We start from the raw sequence: 24,506 nt of genomic DNA, 5'->3' as shown, positions 1-24,506 counted from the left end.
GCGGGCGCAGGAAGCCCGCGGCGGTTTCTGGGTGTCAGGGGCAGACGGCGACCTGGGCAGAGTAGGACAGCCCGGCTCCGAAGCCCACGAGCAGCATCACGGCCCCGCTCGGGATTTCCCCGGCCGATCGCATGTGGTCGATGGACAGCGGGATCGATGCCGACGAGGTGTTGCCGGAGTAGACGATGTCACGCGCCATGATCAGGTCATCGCGGGCACCCAGGTTCTGCAGCTTGCGCGTGATGGCCTCGACGATGCGCAGGTTGGCCTGGTGCGGCACCACCACGTCCACATCGGACAGCTGCAGCCCGGCGGCCTCGACCGCGCGCGCCGCGACCGGGGCGATCTGCGTGGTCGCCCAACGGAAGACCGACTGGCCCTCCTGGTAGATGTACTTGTTCTCGCGCAGGTAGATGGTGTCGACCAGGTCGCCCGCGCTGCCCAGCACACCGGGTCCCAGCTGCGGTTCCTCGGCCGCGCCGACCACCGCGGCGCCCGCGCCGTCGGCGAAGATGATGCAGTTCGCGCGGTCCTCCCAGTCCAGCCATTCCTGGAACCGCTCGGAGCCGATCACCAGCACGTTGCGCGCCGAACCGGCGCGAACGGCGTCGGAGGCCTGCGAGATCGCGTAGACGAACCCGGCGCAGGCCGCGTTGAGGTCGTAGGCGCCCTTGGCCTTGATCCCGATCTGATCGGCCACCTGCGCGGCGGCGTTCGGGATCCCACCGGGCATGGTGCAGGTCGCGACGACCACCTGGTCCACATCGGACGGGCTCAGCCCGGAGTCGGCGACGGCCTTGGCCCCGGCCTCGACGGCCATGCTGACCACGGTCTGGTCGTCGTCGGCGAGGCGGCGGTGCACGATGCCCACCCGCTGCTGGATCCACTCGTCGTTGGTGTCGACGAACTCGGCCAGGTCGTCGTTGGTGACGATCCGGTTGCCCTGGGTGCTACCGAAGCCCAGCAGCTTGGTCCCCGCGATGGCGGGATTGGTGGCGATGCGGGGCAGGCTCACTCGGGGCTCCCGATCAGTTCGGCGACCTTGTCCAGGTCGGCAGGGGTCTTGAGGGCGACGGTCTTGACGCCCTTGAGCTCGCGGCGCACCAGCCCGGCCAGGGTGCCTGCGGGCGGGAACTCCACGACCGCGTCGACGCCGCGATCGGCGAGGGTGGCCATGCAGCTGTCCCAGCGGACCGGGCTGGTCACCTGGTTGACCAGGCGGCGCAGGATCTCGCCCGCGTCGGTGACCACCGCGCCGTCGGCGTTGGACAGCAGCGGCCGCTCGGCGTCGCTGGCCTTGACCTCTTGGGCGTGCTTGGCCATGGCTTCCTTGGCGGGAGCCATGAACCGGGTGTGGAAGGCCCCGGCGACCGGCAGCGGGCGGACCCGGGCTTCGCTCGGCGGCTCGGCGGCCAGCTGCTCGAGCGCGCCGGTCTTGCCCGCGGCCACGATCTGGCCGGTGGCGTTGCGGTTGGCGGGGTCCAGGCCCAGCTTCTCCAGGTGCGCGAGCACGGCCGCCTCGTCACCGCCGAGCAGCGCGGACATGCCGGTGGGCTCGAGGGCGCAGGCCGCGGCCATCTCCCGGCCGCGCACCGCGGCGAGGGCCACCGCGTCGTCCGACTTCAGCGCGCCCGCCACCGCGGCCGCCGCGAGCTCACCCACGGAGTGGCCCGCGACCGGGGCGTCGGCCGGGACGTTCACCCGGCGCCGCAGTTCGTCGGCGGCGATCAGCGACAGGGCGACCACCAGCGGCTGCGTGACGGCGGTGTCCTTGATCTCCTCCGCGTCGGCGGTGGTGCCGAGGCGGGTCAGGTCCAGGCCGGTCAGCTCCGACCAAGCGGCCAGCCGTTCGGCGACGCCGTCGAGCTCGAGCCACGGGTTAAGCATCCCTGGGGTCTGCGACCCCTGTCCGGGGGCGAGAAGCGCGATCACACTTGACACTGAACACTCCAAGGCTTGATCGGGGTGATGCCGGGAGAAACGAAGTCCGGCGGGCAAAATTGTGGAGTGTCTACAACCGAGGCGCGTACCCGGTCCGGAAACATCTCGCAATGTTGTTGAACTTGACCCGTACGTGGCCGACAGGTGACGGAGCCGCTTCGGCGGCCCCCGGGCTGGTCACCACAGCCCGCGCGCCTTGGCGAGCCTGCCGACCGCGAGCCCGCTCCGCAGCACGTGGGCGTCCCGGGCGTTCGAGGGCGTGCGGCCGGTGAGCTCGGCGACGCGGCGGAGGCGGTAGCGGACGGTGTTCGGGTGCACGTAGAGCTGCTTGGCGCAGTTCTCCAGCACACCGCCGACCTCGAGGTAGGTGTCCACGGTATCCATCAGCGCTCCGCCCGCATCGGCCAGCGGCAGCACGATCTGCTCGACCAGCTGGCGCTCGGCCTCGGGGTCACCGGCCAGGGCGCGCTCGGGCAGCAGGTCGCCCGAGGGCACCGGCCGGGGCGCGGTCGGCCAGGCCACGACGGCCCGCAGCGCGGACATCGCGTCGCCCGCCGAGCGGTGCGCCTCGGCGAGGCTGGGGGTGGTGGGGCCGACGACCACCGGGCCGTCGCCGAACGCCTCGGCGAGCCGGTCGACGGTCTGCTCGCGTCCCCGGCCTTCGCCGCTGCCGCCGAAGACCACGACCAGACGGGTGCCCTGCACGCTCAGCAGCACCGGGCAGCCGACCCGGGCGGCCCTGCTGCGCACCTGGTAGACGATGGTCGGCGGGTCGTCCGAGGGCGCCGTGCCGACCAGCACGGTGGCTTCCGAGCCCGGGTCCCAGCCGAGCGCGGCGGCGCGGGACAGCAGCGATTCCTCGGCGTCGCCACGCACGATGCCGTCCACCACCAGCGCTTCGAGCCGGGCGTCCCAGGCGCCGCGGGCCTCGGCCGCGGCCGCGTACGAGGTGGCCGCGGCGAAGGCGACCTCGCGGGTGTAGCGCAGGATCGACTCCCGCAGCAGGGCTTCCTCGTGCTCCTGCTCGGCCAGGCCGGGCAGGTCCTGCTCGAAGATGTCGATGGCGACCCGCACCAGTTCCAGGGTCTGGCGGAGGCTGACCCAGCGGGAGAGGTCCTGGGGCGCGTGCCGGAACGCCTCGGCGGTCAGCCGGATCGACTGGGTGGGGTCCTCCAGCCAGGCCACGAAGTTGGCCACGCCGGTCTGGGTCACCAGCTGCACGCTGGCCCGCTGGTCGGCGGGCAGCCGGTTGAACCACGAAAGCTGCTGCTCCATCGCGGTGATGCTGGCCGTGGCCAGGCCGCCGGAGGCCCGTTCGATGCCGCGCAGGGTGGTTGCCGAGATTTCAGTGCGTGTACCGGTGTCCCGCTCACCAGCGTCTTCGGTACTCATGGCCACAGAATCGCACGCCGCCGATTTGCCCCGTTGCACGGCGGGCGGAAGGCGTGAGCGAGGTCGCCGATCCATGTTCGAACGCGCTAAGTAATCACTATGTTACCTATCGTGTGGTCGCATTCATCAATTCGTGGGGCATGTTGTAGTTGCCGCTCCGAAGTTGATCGAGAACGATTCCGCGACGACGCGACTTCACCTTTTGCTTTTGAGGAGAAATAGTGGGAGCTCTCCAACAGGGATTGGCGGCGGCCTGGTCGGCGGTTGCCACCTTCGTGCCGAAGCTGATCGTCTTCCTGATCCTTCTGCTGGTCGGGTGGCTGATCGCGAAGGCCGTCTCCAAGGCCATTTCGATGCTGTTCAACCGGCTCGGGTTCAACAAGCTCATCGCCAAGTCCGGCCTCGGCGACATGACCAAGAACTCGAACATCGATATCGCTGACATTCTGGTCAAGCTGGTCTATTACTTCATCTTCCTAATCTTCCTGCAGCTGGCGCTGAGCGCATTCGGCCCGAACGCGGTGAAGGACCTCATCGACCAGGTCGTGCTGTTCCTGCCGCACATTCTGGTGGCGGTCGTGCTCGTTCTGGTCGCCGCGGCGATCGGTCGCGCGGTCGGCGACCTGGTCCAGAGCGCGCTGGGCAACCGCCCGGTGGGCCCGCTGATGGGCAAGATCGCGTTCGGCGTCATCCTCGCGCTGGGCATCATCGCGGCGCTGAACCAGATCGGCATCGCCGTCACCGTGACCACCCCGGTGCTGATCGCGGCGCTCGCCGCGGCCGCCGGCGTGATCATCGTCGGCGTCGGCGGTGGTCTGATCCAGCCGATGCAGCAGCGCTGGAGCCGCTGGCTGGACAACGCCGAGCAGCAGTTCGGCGGCAAGGGCGGTGCCTCCGCCGGTGCCTCCGCCGGTGCCTCCGCCGGTGCCGCAGGCGGTGCCGCAGGCGGTGCCGCGAGCGCCGAGCAGACTCAGCAGATGCCGCAGCCGGGGGAGCAGCCGCCGCAGCAGTGACCTGAGCGCACTGGATGAATCGGGGTCCGCCCATCGGGTGGGCCCCGATTTTTCACGCCGTTGGCTGTATTCGGGCGCGTGGAGTCCGGACACCATGAGCCGGAGGAGATCGGACCTGGGGGTGATCGCCCGTGGCGTTGCCGCTGGACTGGCTCGCCGACGTGCTGCGCGCGGAAGGGCTGGCGGTGGTGGAGACCGGTGGCTGGCGGGAACGCACCGCTTCCGGAGAGCAGCCCGCGCCGATCGGGGTGCTCGAGCACCACACCGCCACGCCGGCCTCCTACGAGGATCCGGCGCCCAGCGTGCGGCTGTGCATCGACGGGCGATCCGATCTGCCCGGGCCGCTGTGCCACGCGGTCATCGGCTTCGACGGCGTGGTGCACCTGATCGCGGCGGGCCGGGCCCACCACGCGGGCGAGGCCAAGGCTTCGGGCCCGAATCCCGCCGGTGACGGCAACACGCTCTACGTCGGCTTCGAATGGGACTACCAGGGCGTCGAGCAGGGGCCCAGCCCGGAGCAGTACGGCGCGGCGATCACCGCGACGCACGCCGTGCTGCGGCACCTCGGACTGCCGGTGGAAGCCGCGCGCGGGCACAAGGAGACCAGCGTGACCGGCAAGATCGACCCAGGGCACGTGGACATGGATCGCTTCCGCGCCGACTTGGTGGGCAAGGATCGGGAGGACGAGATGACTCCGGAGCAGGATGCCGTGCTGCGGCGCCTGGAACACGAACTGCTCGGTCCGCGCGGGCCCAACGGTGAGATCAGGGGCTGGCAGACCGAGGTCGGCCCGCGCACGATCGTGGCGATGCTCGTGGACCTGGTCAACAAAGTGGTGCCCGCGGACGACGAGCCCGCGGCGCAGAAGGCGCCGGAAGGTGCCCCGGCGGGGCAGGCGCCCGGGCCGGGGAAAGCGCCGGTTCCGGAAAAGGGCGCGCACGCACCGGTTCAGGGGCCGGTTGCGATCAAAGCGGCCTTCGAGGCCCTCTCCCCGCAGGAGGCCGCTCCGCTGCTGGCCGAGCTGGTCCGCATTCAACAACAACGGCAGCCCGCGCAGCGCTAGGAGCTTCCGGGTGCGAACCCGCGTGGCACGAGCCGGGTTCCGCAGTCGGAACGGCCGCCGGTGTGGCACGCAGCGGGAGTGGCAGAGCAACCCGCGAGCGGGCCTAGCTCTCGTGCGTGACCCGGCGGCGCTGAGCGCGCTGGTCGCGCCGGTTGAGCAGCCGCTTGACCAGCGCGGGCTGCTGCGCCAGGGCCTCGGGCTCGTCGAGCAGCCGATTGAGCCGCTGGTAGTAGCGGTTGGGCGAGAACCCGAAGCGCTCCTGGATGATGCGCTCCTTGTTGCCCGGGTAGTGCCAGTGCTCGAGCTCGAAAGCGAGGATGGCGCGGTCGGTGTCGTTCATCGGCGCTCCCTCCTCGGATCTGACTGATCGAGTCTACCGATCAGGGCACGCCTGTTCGATCGGCCATCCGGGCAGCTGTGATCCGGCTTACCTCCGCTGCCGGGAACAGATCCGCGGGCGAATGATGTTGGACGGATTCGTACGAACTCGTGCGCTCCGGGGCTCGGTGAAAATCCGAACCGGCGGTGACAGTCCGCGAACCGCTCCCGGGATGGGGAGCCGGCCGAACCGGTGGAACTCCGGTACCGACGGTGATAGTCCGGATGAGAGGACGCGCACGGGCGGTCGTTGCCCGCGTGCGCGCGCTTTCGGTGCCGCGGGCGCTTCGACGGCCCGCGCACGCCCCGGCGCGTCCAGGCGGGAGGAGCGGGCGTGCAAGCAGTGGGGCAGTGGTTGCTGGACAACGGGATCACCGTGCTGGGCCAGCACATTTCGTGGGCCGAACTGGTCGGGCAGCTATGCGCGCTCGCCGTGGTCTTCCTCGCGCAGCGCCGATGGGTCGCCACCTGGCCGGTCCAGGTCTCGGCGACGGTGCTGCTGTTCGCCGTCTACGCCTCGGCTCACCTTGGCGGGCTGGCGATCCGGCAGGTCGTGATCCTGCTGATCTCGGTGTACGGCTGGTGGGCCTGGAAGCGCCGCACCGACCCGGTCTACGGCGTGGCGATCCGCCGCGCGACCGGGCTGGAACGCCTGGTGCTGGTGGGCGTGCTGGCCGCCGGCACGTCCGCGTTCGCGTTGCTGCTCTCGGCGCTGGACGCCTCCTGGGCGCCCTGGCCGGACGCGTGGATCTTCGTGGGAACCGCCGTGGCGTTCTGGGCGCAGGGGCGCGGACTGGTCGAGTTCTGGTTGGTCTGGCTGGCCGTCGACGCGGTCGGCGTGCCGCTGCAGTTCGCCTCCGGATTGCACTTCAGCGCGGCCATCTACCTGGTCTTCGCGGCGCTGGTGATCCACGGCTTCTGGAGCTGGAACCGCACCGCGCGATTGCAGCGCGCCCAGCAGCCGACCTCCGCCGAGGCCTGACGCGGCGGCGTCCCGCGCGCCACGAGTGAGCGGGCAGGTCTCAGAGCCGGTCGGTGATCGCCGCGGTGGCGGCCTTCGTGCCGCCTTCCGGGACGCCGCCGGTCAGCCGGATCGCGCCGTCCGCGCAAGCCGACTCGACGGCCGAGGCGATGCGGTTCGCGGTCCCGGCGAGGCCGAGGTGTTCCAGCAGCAGCACGGCCGAGAGCACCTGCGAGATGGGGTTGGCCCGGTCCTGCCCGGCGATTCCCGGCGCGCTGCCGTGAGCGGGTTCGAAGTAGGCCGCCGCGTCGCCGATGTTGGCCGCCGGGCACATGCCCAGGCCGCCGACGGTAGCCGCGCCGAGGTCGCTGAGCATGTCGCCGACGAAGTTCTCGGTGACCAGCACGTCGAAGTGCCCCGGATCGGCGACCAGGTCGTGCGCGGCCGCGTCGGTGTAGCGGTGCTCGGCCTCGATGTCCGGGTACGCCGCGGCGATCTCGTCGAAGACGTCCCGGAAGAACGCGAAGCTGCGCAGGACGTTGCTCTTGTCTACGCAGGTCACCCGCCGCACCCCGTCCTCGGGGGCGCCCCGGCGCCCGCGCGCGGTCTCGAACGCGAAGCGGACCACGCGCTCCACCCCGGCGCGGGTCATCAGCAGCTGATCGCTGGCCGCGTGCTCGTTGCGCACCCCGCTGCCCCTGGACAGGTACAGGCCCTTGGTGTTCTCCCGCACCAGGACGTAGTCGATCCGCTCCGCGGTCCCGGGCACGCCGGGAAGCAGCCGCACCGGGCGCACGTTCGCGAAGGTGTCGAGGCCGTTGCGCAGCACACCGCCGAGCACGCCCGCTTCGGTGCCGTCCGGCTTGCGCACCTCGGGCAGGCCGACCGGGCCCTTGAGCACCGCGTCGTAGTCGGTCCGGAAGCGCTCCAGCGCTCCGGGCGCGAGCGGTTCGCCGGTCGCCAGGTAGGTCCCGGCACCGCCGGACTCCTGCCCGAACGAGAGCTCGACACCGTCGAGCTCGGCCGCCGCCCGCAGGATCTCGCGGGTGGAATCCATCAGCTCCGGCCCGATCCCGTCACCGTCAACGCAGCCGATCCGCACCATGCGCCGCAGTATGAACCAGGGCCGAAGCCCGTCCGACGACCGGAGGCCCTCCGGCGGCCGGCACGCTCGTGCGCGACCGCCGGAGGGCTCGCGGGTCAGGCCACGCCCGAGTCCGAGGTCTGCGGGCCCGCCGCCTGCGCGTCGTCCAGGCGGTACTTGCGGACCGCCTCGACGACCTTGCTCTTGTCGACCTGGCCCGCCCGGGCCAGCGCCTGCAGCGCGGCGACCACCGTCGACTCGGCATCGACCAGGAACACCCGGCGGGCGGCGGGACGGGTGTCGGAGAACCCGAAGCCGTCGGCGCCGAGGCTGACCATCTCGTTGGGCACCCACGGCCGGATCAGGTCCGGTACCGCGCGCATCCAGTCGCTGACCGCCACGACCGGGCCCTCGGACTGCGACAGCGCGCGGGTCACGTACGGCACCTGCGGTTCGGCGTCCGGGTGCAGCAGGTTGTGCCGGTCGATCTGCTCGGCCTCGCGACGCAGCTGCGACCAGGACGTCGCCGACCACACGTCGGCCCGCACGCCCCACTCCTCGGCCATCATCTGCGCGGCCTTGACCACCTGCGGCAGGATCACGCCGGAGCTGATCAGCTGGGTGCGCGGCCCGGAACCCGACGGCGCGGCCTGGTAGCGGTACAACCCGCGCAGCAGGCCGTCCACGTCCAGTCCGCTGGGCTCCGCGGGCTGCTGGTACGGCTCGTTGTAGACCGTGAGGTAGTAGAAGACGTTCTCCGGGTCCTCGCCGAACATCTTGCGCAGCCCGTCCTTGACGATGTGCGCCACCTCGAACGCCCAGGCCGGGTCGTAGGCGATCACCGCCGGGTTGGTCGCGGCCAGCAGCTGCGAGTGCCCGTCGGCGTGCTGCAGGCCCTCACCGGTCAGCGTGGTGCGTCCCGCGGTGGCGCCCAGCACGAACCCGCGCGCCATCTGGTCGGCCGCGGCCCAGAACCCGTCGCCGGTGCGCTGGAAGCCGAACATCGAGTAGAAGATGTAGACCGGGATCATCGGTTCGCCGTGCGTGGCGTAGCTGGTGCCCGCGGCGGTGAACGAGGCCGTCGAGCCCGCCTCGTTGATGCCCTCGTGCAGGATCTGGCCCTGCTCGCTCTCCCGGTAGGCGAGCATCAGCTGGTAGTCCACCGGCGTGTACAGCTGCCCGTTCGGGTTGTAGATCTTCTGCGACGGGAACATCGAGTCCATCCCGAAGGTCCGCGCCTCGTCCGGGATGATCGGCACGATCCGCTCGCCGATCCCGCTGTCCTTGGCCAGGTCCTTGAGCAGCCGGACGAACGCCATCGTGGTGGCGACCTCCTGCTTGCCGGAGCCCTTCCGGATCACCTCGTAGACCTGGTCGCCGGGCAGCACCAGCGGCTTGGACTTCGCCCGCCGCTCGGGCAGGTACCCGCCGAGCTGGCTGCGCCGCTCCTGCATGTACTGGATCTCGGGGGAGTCCTGGCCGGGGTGGTAGTAGGGCGGCAGGTACGGGTCGAGCTGCTCGTCGGGGATCGGGATCCGCAGGCTGTCGCGGAACAGCTTCAGGTCCTCGACGGTCAGCTTCTTCATCTGGTGCGTGGCGTTGCGGCCCTCGAAGTGCGCGCCCAGGCCGTAGCCCTTGATCGTCTTGGCCAGGATGACCGTCGGCTGCCCGTGGTGCTCGGTGGCAGCCTTGTACGCGGCGTAGACCTTGCGGTAGTCGTGCCCGCCTCGGCGCAGGCCCCAGATCTCGTCGTCGGTGAGGTGCTTGACCATCTCCTTGGTCCGCGGGTCGCGACCGAAGAAGTGCTCCCGGACGAAGGCGCCGTCGTTGGCCTTGTAGGTCTGGTAGTCGCCGTCCGGCGTGGTGTTCATCAGGTTGACCAGGGCGCCGTCCCGGTCGGCGTGCAGCAGCGAGTCCCACTCGCGGCCCCAGATCACCTTGATCACGTTCCAGCCGGCGCCCCGGAAGAACGCCTCCAGCTCCTGCATGATCTTGCCGTTGCCGCGCACCGGCCCGTCCAGCTGCTGCAGGTTGCAGTTGATCACGAAGGTGAGGTTGTCCAGGCCCTCGTTGGCCGCGGTGTGCAGCAGCCCGCGCGACTCGGGCTCGTTCATCTCGCCGTCGCCGAGGAAGGCCCACACGCGCTGCTGGGAGGTGTCGGAGATGCCGCGGTCGTGCAGGTAGCGGTTGAACCGGGCCTGGAAGATCGCGTTCATCGGGCCGAGGCCCATCGACACGGTGGGGAACTCCCAGAAGTCCGGCATCAGCCGCGGGTGCGGGTAGGACGGCAGGCCGCCGCCGTCCCCGGCGTGCGAGTGCTCCTGCCGGAACCCGTCGAGCTGGTGCTCGCTGAGCCTGCCTTCCAGGAACGCGCGCGCGTAGATGCCGGGGGAGGCGTGTCCCTGCAGGTAGAGGTGGTCGCCACCGCCGGGGTGGTCCTTGCCGCGGAAGAACCAGTTGAGCCCGACCTCGTAGAGGCTGGCCGAGGAGGCGAACGAGGAGATGTGGCCGCCTACGCCCACGCCCGGACGCTGCGCGCGGTGCACCATCACAGCGGCGTTCCAGCGCATCCACGCCCGGTAGCGGCGCTCGGTCTCCTCATCGCCGGGGAACCACGGCTCTTGCTCGGTCGGGATGGTGTTGACGTAGTCGGTGCTGGTCAGCGAGGGGACGCCGACTCCGGTCTCGCGGGCGCGCTCCAGCATGCGCAGCATCAGGTAGCGGGCGCGCTGCTGCCCGCCGGCCGAAAGCACCGAATCGAAGGACTGCAGCCACTCGTCGGTTTCCTCGGGGTCGATATCGGGCAGGTGAGAGGCAAGGCCTTCCCGGATTACCCGGACCCGCTGGGTAGCGGCTGCGTCGTTGTTGAGCGGGGACAAGGGAACTCCTCGACTACGTCGGGATGCGTGGCAGGGTCGATCGGAAGGTGACATCCGACACTGCCATCGTCCCGCATATCCGGCGCGGATGTAGGTACCGGATCCGGGTTATCGGGGACTGCGGGCTGTCCGTGCGGGCGAAGCCGGTCTAGAGTCGGATCTCAACGCGTTGCTACGGCGTGTCGTACGCCTAGCAGTTGCGCTGGTAGCGGTCCGCAGTGTTCGCTATCGGCCAGGTTGAGAAGACGTGCGGGGCCGGATGGTCACCGCACCGGTGCATTGGAGGAGTGAGCAAACCGTGGTCGCCGCGGGAGACGCCGGTAAAGGCGAAGCCGACGTCGCCGAGAAGCTCGACATCGAGCCGGAGATGGTTGTCCAGGAGCTCGGCTGGGACGAGGACGTCGATGACGATGTCCGGGCCCGGATCGAGGAGCGTTGCGGGAGCGAACTGCTCGACGAAGACGCCGATGAAGTGGTCGATGTCGTGCTGCTGTGGTGGCGGGAAGACGACGGTGACCTCACGGACACGCTTCTCGATGCGATGACGCCCCTGTCCGATGATGGGGTTATCTGGGTGCTGACGCCCAAGACCGGCCGGGACGGCTACGTCGAGCCCGCCGACATTGCGGAGGCGGCATCGACGGCGAACCTGGCCCAGACCGGGAATTCCAGCATCAGCGAGGGCTGGATCGGTACCAGGTTGGCCTACCGCCGGGCCAAGGCACGGCGCTGAACCGAACTACGTCCGACCGACGACGTCCAACCCGATGACGTCCGGCCAGTGGGCACCGTGGCGCGCCATCGGTGCCCACTAGTCGCGCGGCGTGTAGGTTCGGCGACGACAAGGTCACCTCGAGCAGGAGGGTGTTCTCATGACGGTCGAGGTCGGTGCGCAGGCGCCGGACTTCACGCTGCCCGACTACAACAAGGAAAAGGTCTCGCTGGCCGATTTCCGGGGCAAGAAGAACGTGCTTCTGGTGTTCTACCCGTTCGCGTTCAGCGGGGTCTGCCAGGGCGAGCTCTGCCAGGTCCGGGACGACATCAGCGAGTTCCAGAACGACGATGTTCAGGTTCTGGGCGTCTCGGTGGACACGCCGTTCTCGCTCAAGGCCTGGGCCGAGCAGCAGGGCTACACCTTCCCGCTGCTGAGCGACTTCTGGCCGCACGGCGAGATCTCCAAGGCCTACGGCGTGTTCAACGACGCCGCAGGTATGGCCAACCGCGGCACCTTCCTCATCGACACCGAGGGCAAGGTCCGCTTCGCCGAGGTCAACCAGCCGGGCGAGGCCCGCGACCAGGACGTCTGGAAGAAGGCGCTGGCCGAGGTCACCAGCTGACGTGCCGCAGCGCACAGGTGGTCGACCGGTTGCGAAACCGGGCAGAACACCCCGGTAAGGTTTCCGGCGTGTTCACCCGGCGCCGCCGGTGCGACCACCACCAGGGCACATAGCTCAGCGGAAGAGCACCTGCCTTACAAGCAGGGGGTCGTTGGTTCGAACCCAACTGTGCCCACCGTCTTTGAACGCCTATAACGGTTCTGCCAGGTTCCTTGTCACTCTTCGTGGACGTGGGGCCCTCTGCTGTTGGTCCCGTGCCGGATTCTAAGAAGGCCTACAGGGGCCGAGGCAACGTCGATACTATGGCCAACCCGAAATGGCAGCGAAATGTTTCCAGCCTGGCATCCTGTAGAAGTCAAGGAGTGGGACTCCGACGAAACCGAAGAGCAGCTCGGTACAAAGGAGAAGTACTGGGTCCGGGATCCTGCTGGCACCTCGTGGTTGTTCAAATACGCCAGACTGCGGGATGGCGTCGTACGCGGTGAGGACTGGGCAGAGTGGGTCGCGCATCAGCTCGGGGAACTCATCGGGGTGCCAACCGTGGAGGTCCGACCAGCCCTGCACGGCGACAAGCGCGGTATTGTCTCCCGGTCTCTCGTGCCATCAGGCTGCAGGCTGGAGCACGGTAACGAGTTGCTCCGCCGTGTCGATCCTGACTACGACCCAGAACTCAGTCGTCCGAATCCACGGTATACGCCCGAGGCTGTTCGCCGGTGCCTGAACGACGTGTTGCCGCCGGAGCGGCACGACGACCTCAGCAGGTTTACGGCGTTCGACGTGTGGTGCGGGTATTTGCTCTTGGACGCGTGGATAGGTGGTCGTGACCGACACCATGAGAACTGGGCGGCTGTGACCGGCGGAACGGAACGGTGGCTTTACCTGTCTTATGATCACGGCAACTGCCTCGGTTTCCAGGAGAAGGATTCCAAACGGCGGTCTTGTGTAGAACACCCGGATCAGCTCATGACCTGGGTGCGAAAAGGGCGCAGCCATCACTTCGCGGGGCAGCCCACCCTGGTGGAAATCGCCAGGGGTGCCTTGGCGCTGGCAGAGCCTGAAGCACGCTGTTACTGGCTAGAACGGCTGGCTGCCGTCAAGCGAATCGAGCTGGAAGCGCTGGTACAGCGCGTTCCAGCGTCGATAATGTCAGACCCGGCCCGTAGCTTCTGTGTAGAGTTGCTGACGGTGAACCGAAGGAGAGTGCTCGATGGCGACTGAGGTGCTAACCCAGATGCAGGCGCTCCCCGTCCGCAGCGCAGGCCGACTGCTCCTGATTTGGCAGAACCCGGAGACTCGTGCGTTCGTGCGGGTCGCCGCGCTTGACCACTTGGTTGACGGGCGCTACGCGTTCCGCTACCTGGAAGCGGCACGGCGCGGCGATTTCCAGCCATTGGTCGAGTTTCCGGACTTCGACTCGGTCTACGTGTCCGACAAGCTTCCGGCCTTCTTCGGCAACCGGGTGATGTCACACCGACGAGACTCGTACCCGACCTACCGGCACTGGATCGGGCTCGACGAACCAGGCTCGGACACCCCGTTCGAGGTGATGGCGCGAACCGGTGCGCCGCGAGCTACTGACACGTTTCACATTGTCGATGACCTGCGTCTCGGGTCGGACGGTAGCGTGGTCAGCCGATTCCTGGCGTCCGGAGTGCGACACGTTCCCGGCGCGAACGAGCGGCTCGAACAGCTCCATGAAGGCCAGCGACTCGAACTGCGATGCGAACCGGATAATCCGGTCAACAACCGAGCGATTCTCATTGACATGGTCGTGGATGAGCCCGTCGGCTATGTGCCCGACTGGCTAGTGGACGATGTGCACAATCTGCGGAACCAGGCATCCTCGCTGGTCCTGACCGCAGAGCGCGTGAACATGGATGCTCCGCCGCACCTGCGCCTGCTGTGCAAGATCGAAGCCGGATAGGTTCCAAGCTCCCGGCCAGCTGCGCCATGCGGCCGACCAGCTCGCAGCGCTCATACGCCGGTGATGAGCAACGCACTGCGCTCGGGTTCGCGGTAGTGCTCCAACGTGGGACCTCAGCCCTCGGGCGGTTTGGGCAACACCTGCCTCGGGCTCCTGACGGGGAGATCTCGCCGCTGGGTCGACGCCAAGGGAGGGCGCGGTTCACCCGTGCGGGGCTCAGGGCGCGGTGGGAGGATCATCGTGGTGGCTTGCTGACTCCAGTGTTATCGCTTCCGGATGAGCCAGTCGTCTTCCGGGGGCAGGTCGCCGTGGAAGATGCGTGAATCCAGCCAGAGGCCTTGTTGAAGATGGCGGCGATCGCCGGGCCGAACGTGATCGCACCCGCTGCGGTGCATCCATCCCAGTCGTCCCCTTCGATCTCAGCGTCGTGGCCGCCATTGCCCCGTCGGCTCGCTACGTCGGAGTCGAGCATTCTGGTCAGGGATCGAGGGGTGTTGAAAGGGCGCGCACCCCAGAAACACCCGTTTGGTCCTGCGGTGCATCGCCGTTGATCAACTACGTTGACGTCACGTGAAGTCGCTACGGAAGTACTGGGGATACGTTGTTGCGATTGTTGTTGTGTACGGCTGGTTCAGCGGTTCGTTAGGGCCGAATATCCTGGTCGTTCTGTCGGCAATAGCTTTTCTCTACAGTCTCTTTCAAGCTCCCGTGTGGTGCTGTGCTGAGACCCGGAAAGAAGAGTTCTGTCGAAATAACGCGAGCGGGATCCTGATGGGCTGCTGGATCAGGGAACATCGGTGGCAGAAGCTCAAGTGGTTCGTTCGAAAGTCAGCTTGGGGTCAGCTGATCAAGCGTCTGCTCTCGGGCTTTAACGGGATCGCTGCGAGCTTCTCGGCAGTGGGGGCACTTGTCTCAGCTGGCGCGGCAGTGATCACACTGATGGTCAAGACGGTCTAGTCGGGAAAGTCTGTGGGGGATCAGGTGCACGCTGATCCCCCACAGCGCGCCCGGAGATTTCGCTGCGCGTCCGTGCCCGTATCAACTGGAAGGCCAGGTTGAGCCGTTTCGCGCAGGCTGATCCCCGAAGACGCAGGCGGACACGGTTTCACGAGTCGGCCGCACGTGGAAGTCGTTCTTGGCCCGGCGATGTTGCGTCTTCCACCTCTTCCTGCCGACTTCCTGTCACGCGAGGCGGATTACAACCGAACGCGGGGAATCGAGGGCACGCTCGTCGCCGGCATGTCGGCCAGGAGATCAGTACGCTCAAGTCCTGCACCGGCGTCGTTTCGCGTCGCGATGGTTGACAGCGGCGTGGTGACGCGATCGGCTGCTCGGCGGCATGTCGTCGAGGGGAGGGGTCGGAACGTGAGCGAGGACTTGAGCTGGGTCGGTGGCGATGTGGACGTCGAGACGCCGAACGCGGCCAGGATGTACGACTACTACCTCGGCGGTTCGCACAACTTCGCTCAGGACCGCGCAGCCGCGTCGCGTGCGCTGCAGGTGACCCCGACGATGATTCCCGGGGCTCGGGCGAACCGGGCGTTCCTGCAGCGCGTGGTTCGGTTCTGCCTGGACGCCGGTGTGCGGCAGTTCCTCGACCTGGGTTCGGGCATTCCCACGGTGGGTCACGTCCACGAGATAGCGCACGAGGTCGACCCGTCGACGCGGGTGGCCTACGTCGACATCGAGCCCATCGCGGTCGCGCACACGTATCGGATGCTCTCGAACGCTTCCTCGGTCACCGTGACGCAAGCGGACCTGCGAGATCCGCGGGAAGTGCTCAACGCGCCCGGGGTGGCGGGGTTGCTGGACTTCAGCGAGCCCTTGGCCGTGCTGGCGGTGGCCGTGCTGCACTTCATCCCGGACGCCGAGGACCCGGCGGGGATTCTGGACGCCTACTGCCGGGCCGTGCCCTCGGGCAGCTTCCTGGCCGTCTCGCACATCACGGACCACTACGACACCCCGGAGAAGGTCGCGGAGATCGATCGCCTGTACTCGAGCACCACGAACGCCGCCAGGCACCGCAGCTACGAGGACTTCACCGCCATGCTCGGCGACCGAGAGCTCGTCGCGCCCGGCGCCGTGTACGCGACCGACTGGCGCCCCGAGCCCGGGTTCGTGCCGGCAGATGGTGCACGAACCGCGTTCTGGAGCGCCGTAGCCAAGATCGCCTGACGACGTGCGGCGAGGCAGGTCGGGCCGCGCTGAAGCCGATCAGTCAAAGGTCCACCGCTGGGGCAGGTCCGGTGAGCGGGGTTCTTCCCGCGACCTCGGCGGCGTCCCCGCTCGCGCGGCTGGGCGGCGCGGTCGGCCCTGTCACGTCGTGAAGTCCGTCGAGGTCTCTCCGGCCGGGCGGCGGCGCTTCCGCTCGTCGGCCGCCATCGCTCACTCGCGGGTTCGTCGGTAGGGGCGGACGCCGGTGGGCGGTGAACCCGCGGAGGGCGGGGCGGCCTTGCCGGTTTGCCATAACGCCGTTATGTTCAATGTCCAGCGAGGTGGCACGAACCTCGCTCGCCCGCGATTGAAAGGACGCTCACCGGATGGCAGCTGAACGGGATTACGACCTGGTGCTCTTCGGCGCTACGGGGTTCGTCGGTGAACTCATCGCCGGGCACCTGGCCGAGGTCGTGCCGCCGGGATGCCGCTGGGCGCTGGCCGGGCGCGACGAGAACAAGCTGGCCGCGGTGCGGCAGCGGCTCGGCGAGATCGATCCGGCATGCGCGGACCTCGCGCTGGTGCAGGCCGACGGCGCCGACGAGGCCGCTCTGCGTCGGCTCGCCGAGTCCACCCGGGTGCTGATCACCACGGTGGGGCCCTACCTGTCCTGCGGTGAGCCGCTGGTCGCCGCGTGCGCTGCGGCGGGGACCGACTACGTCGACCTGACCGGTGAGCCCGAGTTCGTCGACCGGATGTTCCTGCGCCATCACGAGACGGCGCTGCGCACCGGCGCGCGGATCGTGCACGCCTGCGGGTTCGACTCGATCCCCTACGACCTCGGCGCGTACTACACCGTGCAGCAGCTTCCCACCGAGCAGCCGGTCACCGTGACCGCCCAGGTCAGGGCCGATGCCTCGTTTTCCGGCGGCACCTTCGCCTCCGCGCTGACCGCGTTCTCCCGGCCGCGCGAGATGGCCGAGGCCGCGCAGCAGCGCCGCCGAGCCGAGCAGCGCCCCGAGCACCGGCGCGTCCGCGCTCCGCTGGGATCCCCGCGGCGGGACCGGGGCAGCGGGATGTGGCTGGCACCCATGCCCAGCCTCGACCCGCGGATCGTGTCCCGCTCGGCGGCCGCGCTGCCGGAGTACGGACCGGACTTCACCTACCGGCAATATGCCGCCGTGCGGCGACTTCCCGTGTTCGCGGCGGGCATGGCCGGGCTCGGAGCGCTCGTGCTGCTGTCCCAGGTCCCGCCTGCTCGGCGTGCGCTGGGTTCGCTGCGCGGGCCCGGCACGGGACCGAGCGAGCAGCGCCGGGCGAGGTCGTGGTTCTCCGTGCGCTTCATCGGTGAGGCCGGTGGGCGATGGGTCCACACCGAGTTCGCCGGTGGCGACCCGGGATACGACGAGACCGCGAAGATGATCGCGGAGTCGGCGCTGTGCCTGGCCTTCGACGACCTCCCGAACGTGGCGGGACAGGTCACCACCGCGACCGCCATGGGCCCGGCCCTGCTCGATCGGCTCCGCACGGCGGGACTGACCATCCGCACCCTCGACCGCGGGGATGCGACCGGCGAGCGGTCGTGAGCAGCTGTTCACATCCGCCGGGCACCTGGTGCGATCAGATGTGCGGAGTGGGCCGATAGACGAGTTCCTGGATGTGGTCGTCGAGCGTTCGGCGCTCGATCAGCTCGAGGTCGAAATCGGCCGCACCCTGGAAGATCCGGTCCAGCCCGGTTCGTCCGGTGATCACTGGGAAGAGCGTCACCTGGATGCGGTCGACCAGTCCGGCTGCCATCAGGGCACGGTTCATCGACAGGCTGCCGTGCGAGCGCAGCGGCACGTCCGATTCCTCCTTGAGCCGGGCGATGACGTCGACGGCATCACCGCCAGCGACGGTCGCGTCGGGCCAGTCGAGCGTTCCTCGCAGAGTGCTCGACACGACGGTGGCAGGAAGGTTGCGCATTCGCGTCACCCACGGGTCGCGCACCTCGGAGTCCTCGGTGCTCGAGGCCAGCATCTGCGCGAACGCCCGGTACGTGTTCGCGCCGAGCACCATCCGCTGCTCCTCGCTGTACAGCGCGAGGCGGTGTTCGAGGAGCTCGGGGCCTTGCTTCCCCCAGTAGCCGGTCCAGTCGCCGCCGGCCGCGCCGAAGCCGTCGAGGCTGGAGAAGACGTCGAACGTGTAGGTGGCGGTCATGATTTCTCCTCAAGGGGGATGCATCTCCCTGTCGGTGATGTGGACCGGTAGCGGAGACGAGATTCATCGCCCCGGCGTGCCGCATCCCGGTACCGCTGGTGATGTGCGCGTCGCCGGGGCAGACGTCCGACGACGTGCTGACCGCGCGGGCCTGGAAATCGAGGAATGGACCGCGTGGCCCGATGTGCGGTCGCGCGCGTTTCGAGGGGACCGACGAGCCCGCAGCCTGCTGCCCGATGCCGTCTCCGGGGAGCGGGCGGTGGTGCGGGAAGTCGGGTCGCGCGCACCCTGAGCACCTGTCGACCTGCGCGGCGCTCACCCGCGCAGCTGGGCGTTGAGCCGGGCGGCCTGTCGCGTGAGGTGGTCGCGTTCGGGGAGATTCGGCGCCGATCGGGCGGCTTCGGCGTACAGCCGTGCTGCCGTGGCCGGGTCACCGGCACGCTCGTGCAGGTACGCGGCGGCGGCGGTGTGCCGGGGCAGCGTGTCGTCCAGCTCGGACAGCGCGGTCAGCCCCGCCTGCGGGTCGTCGGCCTCGCCGACTGCCACGGCCCGGTTGAGCCGGGCCACCGGATTGTCGGTCAGGCGCACCAGCTCGTCGTACCACTCGACGATCTGCGCCCAATCGGTCTCCGCTGCCGTCGGGGCGTCGGCGTGCAGCGCGGCGATGGCAGCCTGGGCCTGGAACTCACCCAGCGCGTCGCGCGCCAGCGCGCGCTGCAACCGTTCCACGCCCTCGGCGATCATCCGGGTGTCCCACAGGCCGCGATCCTGCTCGGCCAGGGGTACGAGCACGCCGTTCGGACCGGTCCGCGCCGGACGCCGTGCGTGGTGCAGCAGCATGAGCGCGAGCAGGCCCGCGACCTCCGCATGATCCACCTGCGCCGCCAGCTGCCGAGCCAGCCGGATCGCCTCGGCGGCGAGGTCGACATCACCGGAGTAGCCCTCGTTGAAGACGAGGTAGAGCACGCGCAGCACGGTCGCGACATCGCCGGGACGATCGAAGTCGACGCCGGAGACGGTTCGCTTGGCCCGGCTGATCCGCTGGGCCATGGTCGACTCCGGCACCAGGTAGGCCTGCGCGATCTGGCGCGTGGTCAGCCCGCCGACCGCGCGCAGCGTGAGCGCGACCGCCGAGGCCGGTGTCAGGGACGGATGTGCGCACAGGAAGTACAGCCGGAGCGTGTCGTCGACCGCCTCGCCGGGGCCGGGGGAGGGCTCGCTCTCCACGCGGAGCTCGCGCTGCCGCCGGGACGTCTCGGCGCGGATGGTGTCGAGGAACTTGCGCCAGCCCGCGGTGATCAGCCACGCCTTGGGATCCCGCGGCGGGTCGTCCGGCCACGCGCGCACGGCGTCGACCAGCGCGTCCTGCACGGCGTCCTCGGCCGTCGCGAAGTCGGCTCCGCGACGGACGAGAACACCGATCACCACGGGAACCAGCTCCCGGAGCAGCGACTCGTTCACTCGGCCGTCGGAGGCTGCTCGCCGTAGAACGGGCGCACCTCGAGCCACTCGTGGATCGGCTCGCCACCCGAACCGGGAGCCGCGGACAGCTCGCCGGCGAGCTCGAGCGCCCGCTCGCGGGTCTCCACGTCGATCACCATCCAGCCCGCGATCAGGTCCTTGGTCTCCGCGAACGGACCGTCGGTGACCGGTGGCCGCCCCTCGCCGTCGTAGCGGACGAACACTCCCTCGGGGGAGAGCGCTTGGCTGTCCACGAACTCGCCGGTTCCTTCGAGCCGAGCGGCGAAATCCTGCATGTACTGCACGTGGGCCGAGACCTCGTCCGGTGTCCACTGGTCCATCGGCACGTCGTTGACCGGCGCGGGCGCGCCTCGGTAGTGCTTGAGCAGCAGGTACTTGGCCATCGTGTTCTCCTCGGTGGTGCGGATCCATTGTGATGCGTTCACCCCGGGGACGCAGCCGTTCCCGCGTTCTCGACACCCCGCTCGAACAATTCTCGGCGGGTTTCGTCGCACGTCTCGCAACCGCCGAGGCGGTCGGTCGGGTGCGGCACATCCTCTCGCAGCGGGCGGCGGAGGAGACCCGGCAGGAGCTGTCGGCGCGTCTGTTCGGTGGGCAACTGCGCACGATCCCGTTGGCTGGCGGTGTTCCCACGGCCCGGGCGCGCGCGGTTGGACGTTCGTCCACGAATGCGCTTGTTCGTCGTTCGCATTCGGCCGGGGCACGACAAGTCGCGATGAAATTCATTATCTCCGGGAGATCGTCCAAGCCATGTGCGTCCGCTCGCACGTGCGACTTCGTCGCACAAGGCTTGAGACGAGCCGTAGCCAATCGAGTGGCTTCGCAGTCCTGAGAAGAACCCACGTGGGTGGAAGGAAATTTGTGATCTACGTGCGTTGGATAATACGTTTTCGGTCCGTGTAAATTGATGATATTTGGAGGTCTGCATGCGATGCCGCGCATCGATGATCGCAGTGATTTTCGCGGGTACGGCGGCTTTCGCGCTTCCCGGTACCGCTATCGCGCAGGATCGTGATTGTGCTGATTTCTCGAGCAGACAAGAAGCCCAATCCGCGTTCGAGAGCGTGCCCGGGGATCCAGAGCGATTGGACGCGGACAACGACGGCCTCGCCTGCGAAGCCTTGGAAAGCAATTCCGAGTCAGCGCCTGCCGAAGGGGAAAGTTCCGCGCCGGTCGAGGGGGAAGGCGACTCGCAGGCCCCCGTCGGCGCGGGTGACTCAGGAATGGCGCCCACTGGAGGTGTCGAGGCTGGTCACGGAGGTATGGCTGACCGTGCTTCCGACGCGGCCCTGCCGCTGGGGCTGACCGGGCTGGCCTTGGTGGCTGCTGGTGGGACGCTGGTGCTGCAGCGGCGTCCGGGCAAGTCCGACTGATCGTCCAGTGGACGGGAAAAGCTCGATGGAGGCGGGCATCGGCGCCGGTCGGCGGAACTGGTCCGCCGGTGCCTGTCTTCTCCTGGTCCTGCTTTTGCTCGGCTGTCAGGGGACGGCAGAAAAGGCGCACGTCATCGACGCGGCACCGCGGGATTCGCTCTCGCGCTCGAAGTCTTCGACGAGCTCCGGAATCGGTGGCGAGAACGCAGCGAGACCGGTTCGGGTTCGTGTTCCGGCGCAGTCCATCGATGCTTCGATTCAGCCTCTCGACGTCGATCGAAGTGGCGCGCTGCAACCGCCGACGAAGAACGATGTCGCGGGATGGTGGGAAGCCGGTCCGGAGCCCGGTGAAAATGGTCCGTCGGTAATCGCCGGGCATGTTGATTCGTATCGCGGTCCGGCTGTCTTCTATCGCCTGTCACGGCTCGAAGCCGGTGCGCAGATCTTTGTTGATCGAGCTGACGGGAGCACAGCGGTATTCACGGCGTACAAGATCGAGCGCCATCCGAAGGACGCGTTTCCCACAGCGGCCGTCTACGGGCCCACGCCAGGGCCGGAACTCCGGCTCATCACTTGTGGTGGGCGATTCGATGATGCGGACGGTCGCTACCTCGCCAACGTCATCGCCTTCGCTCAACGCACAGGTTGAGCGCGTCGCTCGTTGAAGCTGGACGCGTTGGTATGCCCCGAACGTGTTCAGGCAGACCACCGGCTCGGACCTATACGGTGGGTTTCTTGATTCGCACACTTGTTGAATGACCGCTCCGCCCACGCCACCGATCATCCCGGCCAAGTACCACGGGGCCGACACCAATCTGCCGGTGTCCCGAATCGTCATGCACGGCACCGTCTCGCCGTGCGAGTACGGCGGTGCTCGCGATATCGCGCGCTATTTCCAGAATCCGTCGTACGTGTCGAGCTGCCACTACATCGTCGACCCCGGCGAGACCATCCAGTGCGTCGACGACTGGACCGTGGCCTACCACGCGCCGCCCAACGAGCACTCGATCGGCGTCGAGCTCTGCGACCCGCAGACCGGGCCCGATTCCCGGTGGGACGACGCCAATCACCAGGCCATGCTCGATCGCGCCGCCGCTCTGGTGCGGCAGTTGTGCCTGGCCTACGAGGTGCCGATGGTCTGGCTGATGCCAGGTGACCTCGCCGCCTGGAGGCACGGCATCACCGATCACGAGAACGTCGGGACGACCTGGCGACAGACCAGCCACATCGACCCCCGGTGGTCGGTCGCCCGCAGCGACGATTTCATGCGTCGCGTTCTTGCGGCGACCACCGCGGGCGCCGAATGAGGGCGCCATGAACCGGTCGGGTTCGGTGCGGGGGCCTCGCCCGGCCTGACCGATTCACGCCGTCCGCGCTTCCGGATCGGGCGCCGAAAGCTGGTGCGTGACCGGGCCGGGGTGGTGAGATCGACCCGTCGGCCGGACGCCACCAGATCGTCAGGAGCTCGCGATGGGACGCTTCAGCCTGCCCGAAGAGGCCCCCAAGGGCCTGGATTCACCGGTGACGGCCAAGGCCATCAAGTACATGGCCAGGATTCAGGTCAAGCTCTTCGAGCTGACCAACGGGCGCATCGGCAGCAAGTGGCGGATCGGAGCGGGCTTTCGCAAGCCCGTTCCCACGCTGCTGCTCGAGCACCGCGGCCGCAAGTCCGGCAGGCTCTTCACCACACCGCTGCTGTACCTGGAATCCGGTGCGGAGCTGGTGATCGTCGCCTCGCAGGGCGGCCTGCCGAAGCATCCGCAGTGGTACTTCAACCTGATGGCGTACCCGGAGACGCACGTCCACCTCAAGGGTCGTCGCGGTGTTCCGGTGACCGCGCGGGTCGCCACCGCGGGCGAGCGCGACGAGCTCTGGCCGCGCCTGGTCGAGCTGTACGCCGACTTCGCGAAGTACCAGGCCTGGACCGACCGGGAGATTCCGGTGGTGGTGCTGGCCCCGCGCTGAACCGCTCGTGGGAGCCGATCGCGCGGACGCCGCTGCTCAGTTCTGCTCGTTGGCCGATGCGGCATCCAGCTCGGCCAGCTGGTCCTCCAGATCGATGATCCGGCACGCGCCCCAGACCGGCATGCCCTGATCCACCAGCTCACGTGCGCGCGCGGCCTGCCGCAGCTGCCTGCGCGAGTACCGGCGATGCCCGCCGGCCGAACGCGTCGGCGTGATCAGGCCCGCGTCCTCCAGCGAGCGCAGGAACGGCTGCGTCGCGCCCACCAGCTCGGTGGCCCGGCCCATCGTGTAGGCGGGGAAGTCGGTGTCGTCGAACTTCTCCTCGATCCCGGCGTGCTCGTTGGTCATGCATCTCCTCGTCCCCGCTCACGATCGGACCCCCGGCGCATCAGCGTGCGCCGGGGGTCGCGGGGATTACTTGCTCACTGCTAGCCGCTCATCCACGTGCGAATACCGGGACGACGCGGCCTCAACACCTGCGATGCGACGCCTCCCCTCTCTCTCGCCTGCGGATTGCGAATCTCTTCCTAGCCCGACGGGGACCACCCTGCGCGTCCCCGTCGAACCGCACCCTTCTTCTCCAGCAAAGGCGCCGATTCCTCGTTGATGGCGCTCACTGACTTCGCCTTGGTGGCAAATAATCTAGCAGCGATGATCGGCCATGTCTACATCAGCGAGCACAGGTTTTCTGCTCGGCGTCCACAGCTGCGCTCACGGACCGCTGTTCTCGATGACCTTGTGGCCACCGCCGCCGTGGCCGACCTTGATCTGACGGGGCTTGGCCTGCTCGGCTACCGGCAACGTCACCGTCAGCACGCCATCGGTGTAGTCGGCACTCACGTTGTCCAGGTCCAGGCCTTCGCCCAGCGACAGCTGCCGGGAGAAGGTGCCCCTCGGCCGCTCGGCGCTGATGTAGCTCGTCTCGGCATCGCCCTCGCCGGTCGGCCGGACGCGGCGCTCGGCGCGCACGCTGAGCGTGTTGTTCTCCGCCCGCACCTCCAGGGATTCCGGATCGATGCCGGGCAGGTCGAACTGGACGACGTACTGATCCCCGCTCCGGAAGGCGTCCATCGGCATCGCCTGCGGTGCCCGGCTGGAGCCGAACACCTCGGTGGCCAGCCGGTTCAGGTCCCGGAACAGCGGATCGAACGCCACAGTCATGGTTGAGCGACCCCCTTTCCGCGCGTGGTCCGCGGCCTCCGGGCTCGCGGACCCGGTCCTTCATGGCTGCACCACATATTCTGCATTCGAGGGAGTAGGTTTTCAAGTGTCCGTGGCATAGATTTGCTCGGGCGTCGGGCGTCGTGGGCGGCGATTCGCCCGCAGGGCGGCGCCTGCTCGGTGGCCGGTCGGCGAGGGG

General features: G+C 68.6%; 24 protein-coding genes, 1 tRNA gene, 1 pseudogene and 1 riboswitch. Of the genes and pseudogenes, 15 read left to right on the top strand and 11 right to left on the bottom strand.

The window, feature by feature from the left end; all coding sequences use genetic code 11:
* Positions 1 to 34: 34 nt before the first annotated feature.
* From ABD289_RS14490 to ABD289_RS14480, 3 genes are all read right to left on the bottom strand, one after another.
* Positions 35 to 1,015 carry a beta-ketoacyl-ACP synthase 3 gene (locus tag ABD289_RS14490; protein ID WP_344131660.1) on the bottom strand — a complete coding sequence of 327 codons (981 nt, stop codon included), beginning with the start codon at positions 1,013 to 1,015 and terminating at the stop codon, positions 35 to 37.
* Positions 1,012 to 1,932, bottom strand: coding sequence for an ACP S-malonyltransferase (locus ABD289_RS14485; protein ID WP_344132085.1), 921 nt, complete (start codon positions 1,930 to 1,932; stop codon positions 1,012 to 1,014). The genes ABD289_RS14490 and ABD289_RS14485 overlap by 4 nt, the downstream gene beginning before the upstream one ends.
* A gap of 186 nt (positions 1,933 to 2,118) precedes the next feature.
* The gene (locus ABD289_RS14480) at positions 2,119 to 3,333 is read right to left on the bottom strand and encodes a PucR family transcriptional regulator (protein ID WP_344131657.1); all 1,215 of its coding nucleotides are present in this window, start codon (positions 3,331 to 3,333) and stop codon (positions 2,119 to 2,121) included.
* Between the two features lie 221 nt (positions 3,334 to 3,554).
* On the opposite strand from ABD289_RS14480, the gene ABD289_RS14475 reads away from it, so the two are divergent.
* Both ABD289_RS14475 and ABD289_RS14470 read left to right on the top strand, forming a co-directional pair.
* Positions 3,555 to 4,346 carry a mechanosensitive ion channel family protein gene (locus ABD289_RS14475; RefSeq protein WP_344131654.1) on the top strand — a complete coding sequence of 264 codons (792 nt, stop codon included), beginning with the start codon at positions 3,555 to 3,557 and terminating at the stop codon, positions 4,344 to 4,346.
* Between the two features lie 131 nt (positions 4,347 to 4,477).
* Positions 4,478 to 5,410 carry a peptidoglycan recognition protein family protein gene (locus tag ABD289_RS14470; RefSeq protein ID WP_344131651.1) on the top strand — a complete coding sequence of 311 codons (933 nt, stop codon included), beginning with the start codon at positions 4,478 to 4,480 and terminating at the stop codon, positions 5,408 to 5,410.
* A 103-nt stretch (positions 5,411 to 5,513) separates the two neighbouring features.
* Here the strand turns inward: ABD289_RS14470 and ABD289_RS14465 are convergent, their stop codons facing one another.
* Positions 5,514 to 5,750, bottom strand: coding sequence for a DUF3263 domain-containing protein (locus ABD289_RS14465; RefSeq protein ID WP_344131648.1), 237 nt, complete (start codon positions 5,748 to 5,750; stop codon positions 5,514 to 5,516).
* A gap of 149 nt (positions 5,751 to 5,899) precedes the next feature.
* Positions 5,900 to 6,029, top strand: a riboswitch (FMN riboswitch).
* 93 nt (positions 6,030 to 6,122) lie between these two features.
* On the opposite strand from ABD289_RS14465, the gene ABD289_RS14460 reads away from it, so the two are divergent.
* Entirely contained in the window at positions 6,123 to 6,770 is a 648-nt protein-coding gene (locus ABD289_RS14460) for a nicotinamide mononucleotide transporter family protein (RefSeq protein ID WP_344131644.1), read from the top strand.
* Between the two features lie 40 nt (positions 6,771 to 6,810).
* Here the strand turns inward: ABD289_RS14460 and ABD289_RS14455 are convergent, their stop codons facing one another.
* The gene (locus ABD289_RS14455) at positions 6,811 to 7,854 is read right to left on the bottom strand and encodes an isocitrate/isopropylmalate dehydrogenase family protein (RefSeq protein WP_344131641.1); all 1,044 of its coding nucleotides are present in this window, start codon (positions 7,852 to 7,854) and stop codon (positions 6,811 to 6,813) included.
* Positions 7,855 to 7,949: 95 nt separating this feature from the next.
* Complete coding sequence (gene aceE / locus ABD289_RS14450; RefSeq protein WP_344131638.1) at positions 7,950 to 10,712, bottom strand: pyruvate dehydrogenase (acetyl-transferring), homodimeric type; 2,763 nt, start codon at positions 10,710 to 10,712, stop codon at positions 7,950 to 7,952.
* 298 nt (positions 10,713 to 11,010) lie between these two features.
* On the opposite strand from aceE, the gene ABD289_RS14445 reads away from it, so the two are divergent.
* The 8 genes from ABD289_RS14445 to ABD289_RS14410 all read left to right on the top strand — a co-directional run bounded on the left by ABD289_RS14445 (position 11,011) and on the right by ABD289_RS14410 (position 17,713).
* Positions 11,011 to 11,445 carry a DUF3052 domain-containing protein gene (locus ABD289_RS14445; RefSeq protein WP_344131635.1) on the top strand — a complete coding sequence of 145 codons (435 nt, stop codon included), beginning with the start codon at positions 11,011 to 11,013 and terminating at the stop codon, positions 11,443 to 11,445.
* 139 nt (positions 11,446 to 11,584) lie between these two features.
* A complete protein-coding gene (locus ABD289_RS14440) occupies positions 11,585 to 12,049 on the top strand; it encodes a peroxiredoxin (RefSeq protein WP_344131632.1) in 465 nt (154 codons plus the stop codon).
* A 103-nt stretch (positions 12,050 to 12,152) separates the two neighbouring features.
* Positions 12,153 to 12,224: transfer RNA gene (locus ABD289_RS14435), tRNA-Val, on the top strand.
* A 152-nt stretch (positions 12,225 to 12,376) separates the two neighbouring features.
* A complete protein-coding gene (locus tag ABD289_RS14430; RefSeq protein ID WP_344131629.1) occupies positions 12,377 to 13,267 on the top strand; it encodes a HipA domain-containing protein in 891 nt (296 codons plus the stop codon).
* Positions 13,257 to 13,973 (top strand): HIRAN domain-containing protein, encoded by a 717-nt coding sequence (locus tag ABD289_RS14425; protein WP_344131626.1) that lies wholly within the window; start codon positions 13,257 to 13,259, stop codon positions 13,971 to 13,973. Before ABD289_RS14430 ends, ABD289_RS14425 begins: the two co-directional genes overlap by 11 nt.
* Before the next feature lie 570 nt (positions 13,974 to 14,543).
* A complete protein-coding gene (locus ABD289_RS14420; RefSeq protein WP_344131623.1) occupies positions 14,544 to 14,930 on the top strand; it encodes a hypothetical protein in 387 nt (128 codons plus the stop codon).
* Between the two features lie 408 nt (positions 14,931 to 15,338).
* Complete coding sequence (locus ABD289_RS14415; RefSeq protein ID WP_344131620.1) at positions 15,339 to 16,148, top strand: SAM-dependent methyltransferase; 810 nt, start codon at positions 15,339 to 15,341, stop codon at positions 16,146 to 16,148.
* A 365-nt stretch (positions 16,149 to 16,513) separates the two neighbouring features.
* Positions 16,514 to 17,713: a saccharopine dehydrogenase family protein gene (locus ABD289_RS14410; RefSeq protein WP_344131617.1), complete on the top strand. Its 1,200-nt coding sequence runs from the start codon at positions 16,514 to 16,516 to the stop codon at positions 17,711 to 17,713.
* A gap of 34 nt (positions 17,714 to 17,747) precedes the next feature.
* Here ABD289_RS14410 and ABD289_RS14405 read toward each other — a convergent pair whose 3' ends face one another.
* From ABD289_RS14405 to ABD289_RS14395, 3 genes are all read right to left on the bottom strand, one after another.
* Positions 17,748 to 18,326, bottom strand: coding sequence for a dihydrofolate reductase family protein (locus ABD289_RS14405; RefSeq protein WP_344131614.1), 579 nt, complete (start codon positions 18,324 to 18,326; stop codon positions 17,748 to 17,750).
* Between the two features lie 315 nt (positions 18,327 to 18,641).
* Positions 18,642 to 19,787 carry an RNA polymerase sigma factor gene (locus ABD289_RS14400; protein WP_344131611.1) on the bottom strand — a complete coding sequence of 382 codons (1,146 nt, stop codon included), beginning with the start codon at positions 19,785 to 19,787 and terminating at the stop codon, positions 18,642 to 18,644.
* On the bottom strand, positions 19,784 to 20,191 hold the full coding sequence (locus tag ABD289_RS14395; RefSeq protein ID WP_344132082.1) for a YciI family protein: 408 nt from the start codon (positions 20,189 to 20,191) through the stop codon (positions 19,784 to 19,786). Before ABD289_RS14395 ends, ABD289_RS14400 begins: the two co-directional genes overlap by 4 nt.
* A 543-nt stretch (positions 20,192 to 20,734) precedes the next feature.
* On the opposite strand from ABD289_RS14395, the pseudogene ABD289_RS14390 reads away from it, so the two are divergent.
* The 4 genes and pseudogenes from ABD289_RS14390 to ABD289_RS14375 form a co-directional block, all read left to right on the top strand.
* Positions 20,735 to 20,914: pseudogene (locus tag ABD289_RS14390) on the top strand (excalibur calcium-binding domain-containing protein); the annotation flags it as partial.
* Between the two features lie 292 nt (positions 20,915 to 21,206).
* Positions 21,207 to 21,830 carry a class F sortase gene (locus tag ABD289_RS14385; protein ID WP_344131608.1) on the top strand — a complete coding sequence of 208 codons (624 nt, stop codon included), beginning with the start codon at positions 21,207 to 21,209 and terminating at the stop codon, positions 21,828 to 21,830.
* A 106-nt stretch (positions 21,831 to 21,936) separates the two neighbouring features.
* Positions 21,937 to 22,488 carry a peptidoglycan recognition protein family protein gene (locus ABD289_RS14380; protein ID WP_344131606.1) on the top strand — a complete coding sequence of 184 codons (552 nt, stop codon included), beginning with the start codon at positions 21,937 to 21,939 and terminating at the stop codon, positions 22,486 to 22,488.
* A gap of 163 nt (positions 22,489 to 22,651) precedes the next feature.
* Entirely contained in the window at positions 22,652 to 23,146 is a 495-nt protein-coding gene (locus ABD289_RS14375; RefSeq protein WP_344131603.1) for a nitroreductase family deazaflavin-dependent oxidoreductase, read from the top strand.
* A gap of 36 nt (positions 23,147 to 23,182) precedes the next feature.
* Here the strand turns inward: ABD289_RS14375 and ABD289_RS14370 are convergent, their stop codons facing one another.
* Both ABD289_RS14370 and ABD289_RS14365 read right to left on the bottom strand, forming a co-directional pair.
* Entirely contained in the window at positions 23,183 to 23,494 is a 312-nt protein-coding gene (locus ABD289_RS14370; RefSeq protein ID WP_344131600.1) for a MerR family transcriptional regulator, read from the bottom strand.
* 363 nt (positions 23,495 to 23,857) lie between these two features.
* The gene (locus ABD289_RS14365) at positions 23,858 to 24,307 is read right to left on the bottom strand and encodes an Hsp20/alpha crystallin family protein (RefSeq protein ID WP_344131597.1); all 450 of its coding nucleotides are present in this window, start codon (positions 24,305 to 24,307) and stop codon (positions 23,858 to 23,860) included.
* Between the last annotated feature and the right edge of the window lie 199 nt (positions 24,308 to 24,506).

It is taken from the genome of Saccharopolyspora halophila, assembly GCF_039531955.1.
Lineage (GTDB): Bacteria > Actinomycetota > Actinomycetes > Mycobacteriales > Pseudonocardiaceae > Saccharopolyspora > Saccharopolyspora halophila.
This window is presented reverse-complemented; position numbering and strand designations above follow the sequence as displayed.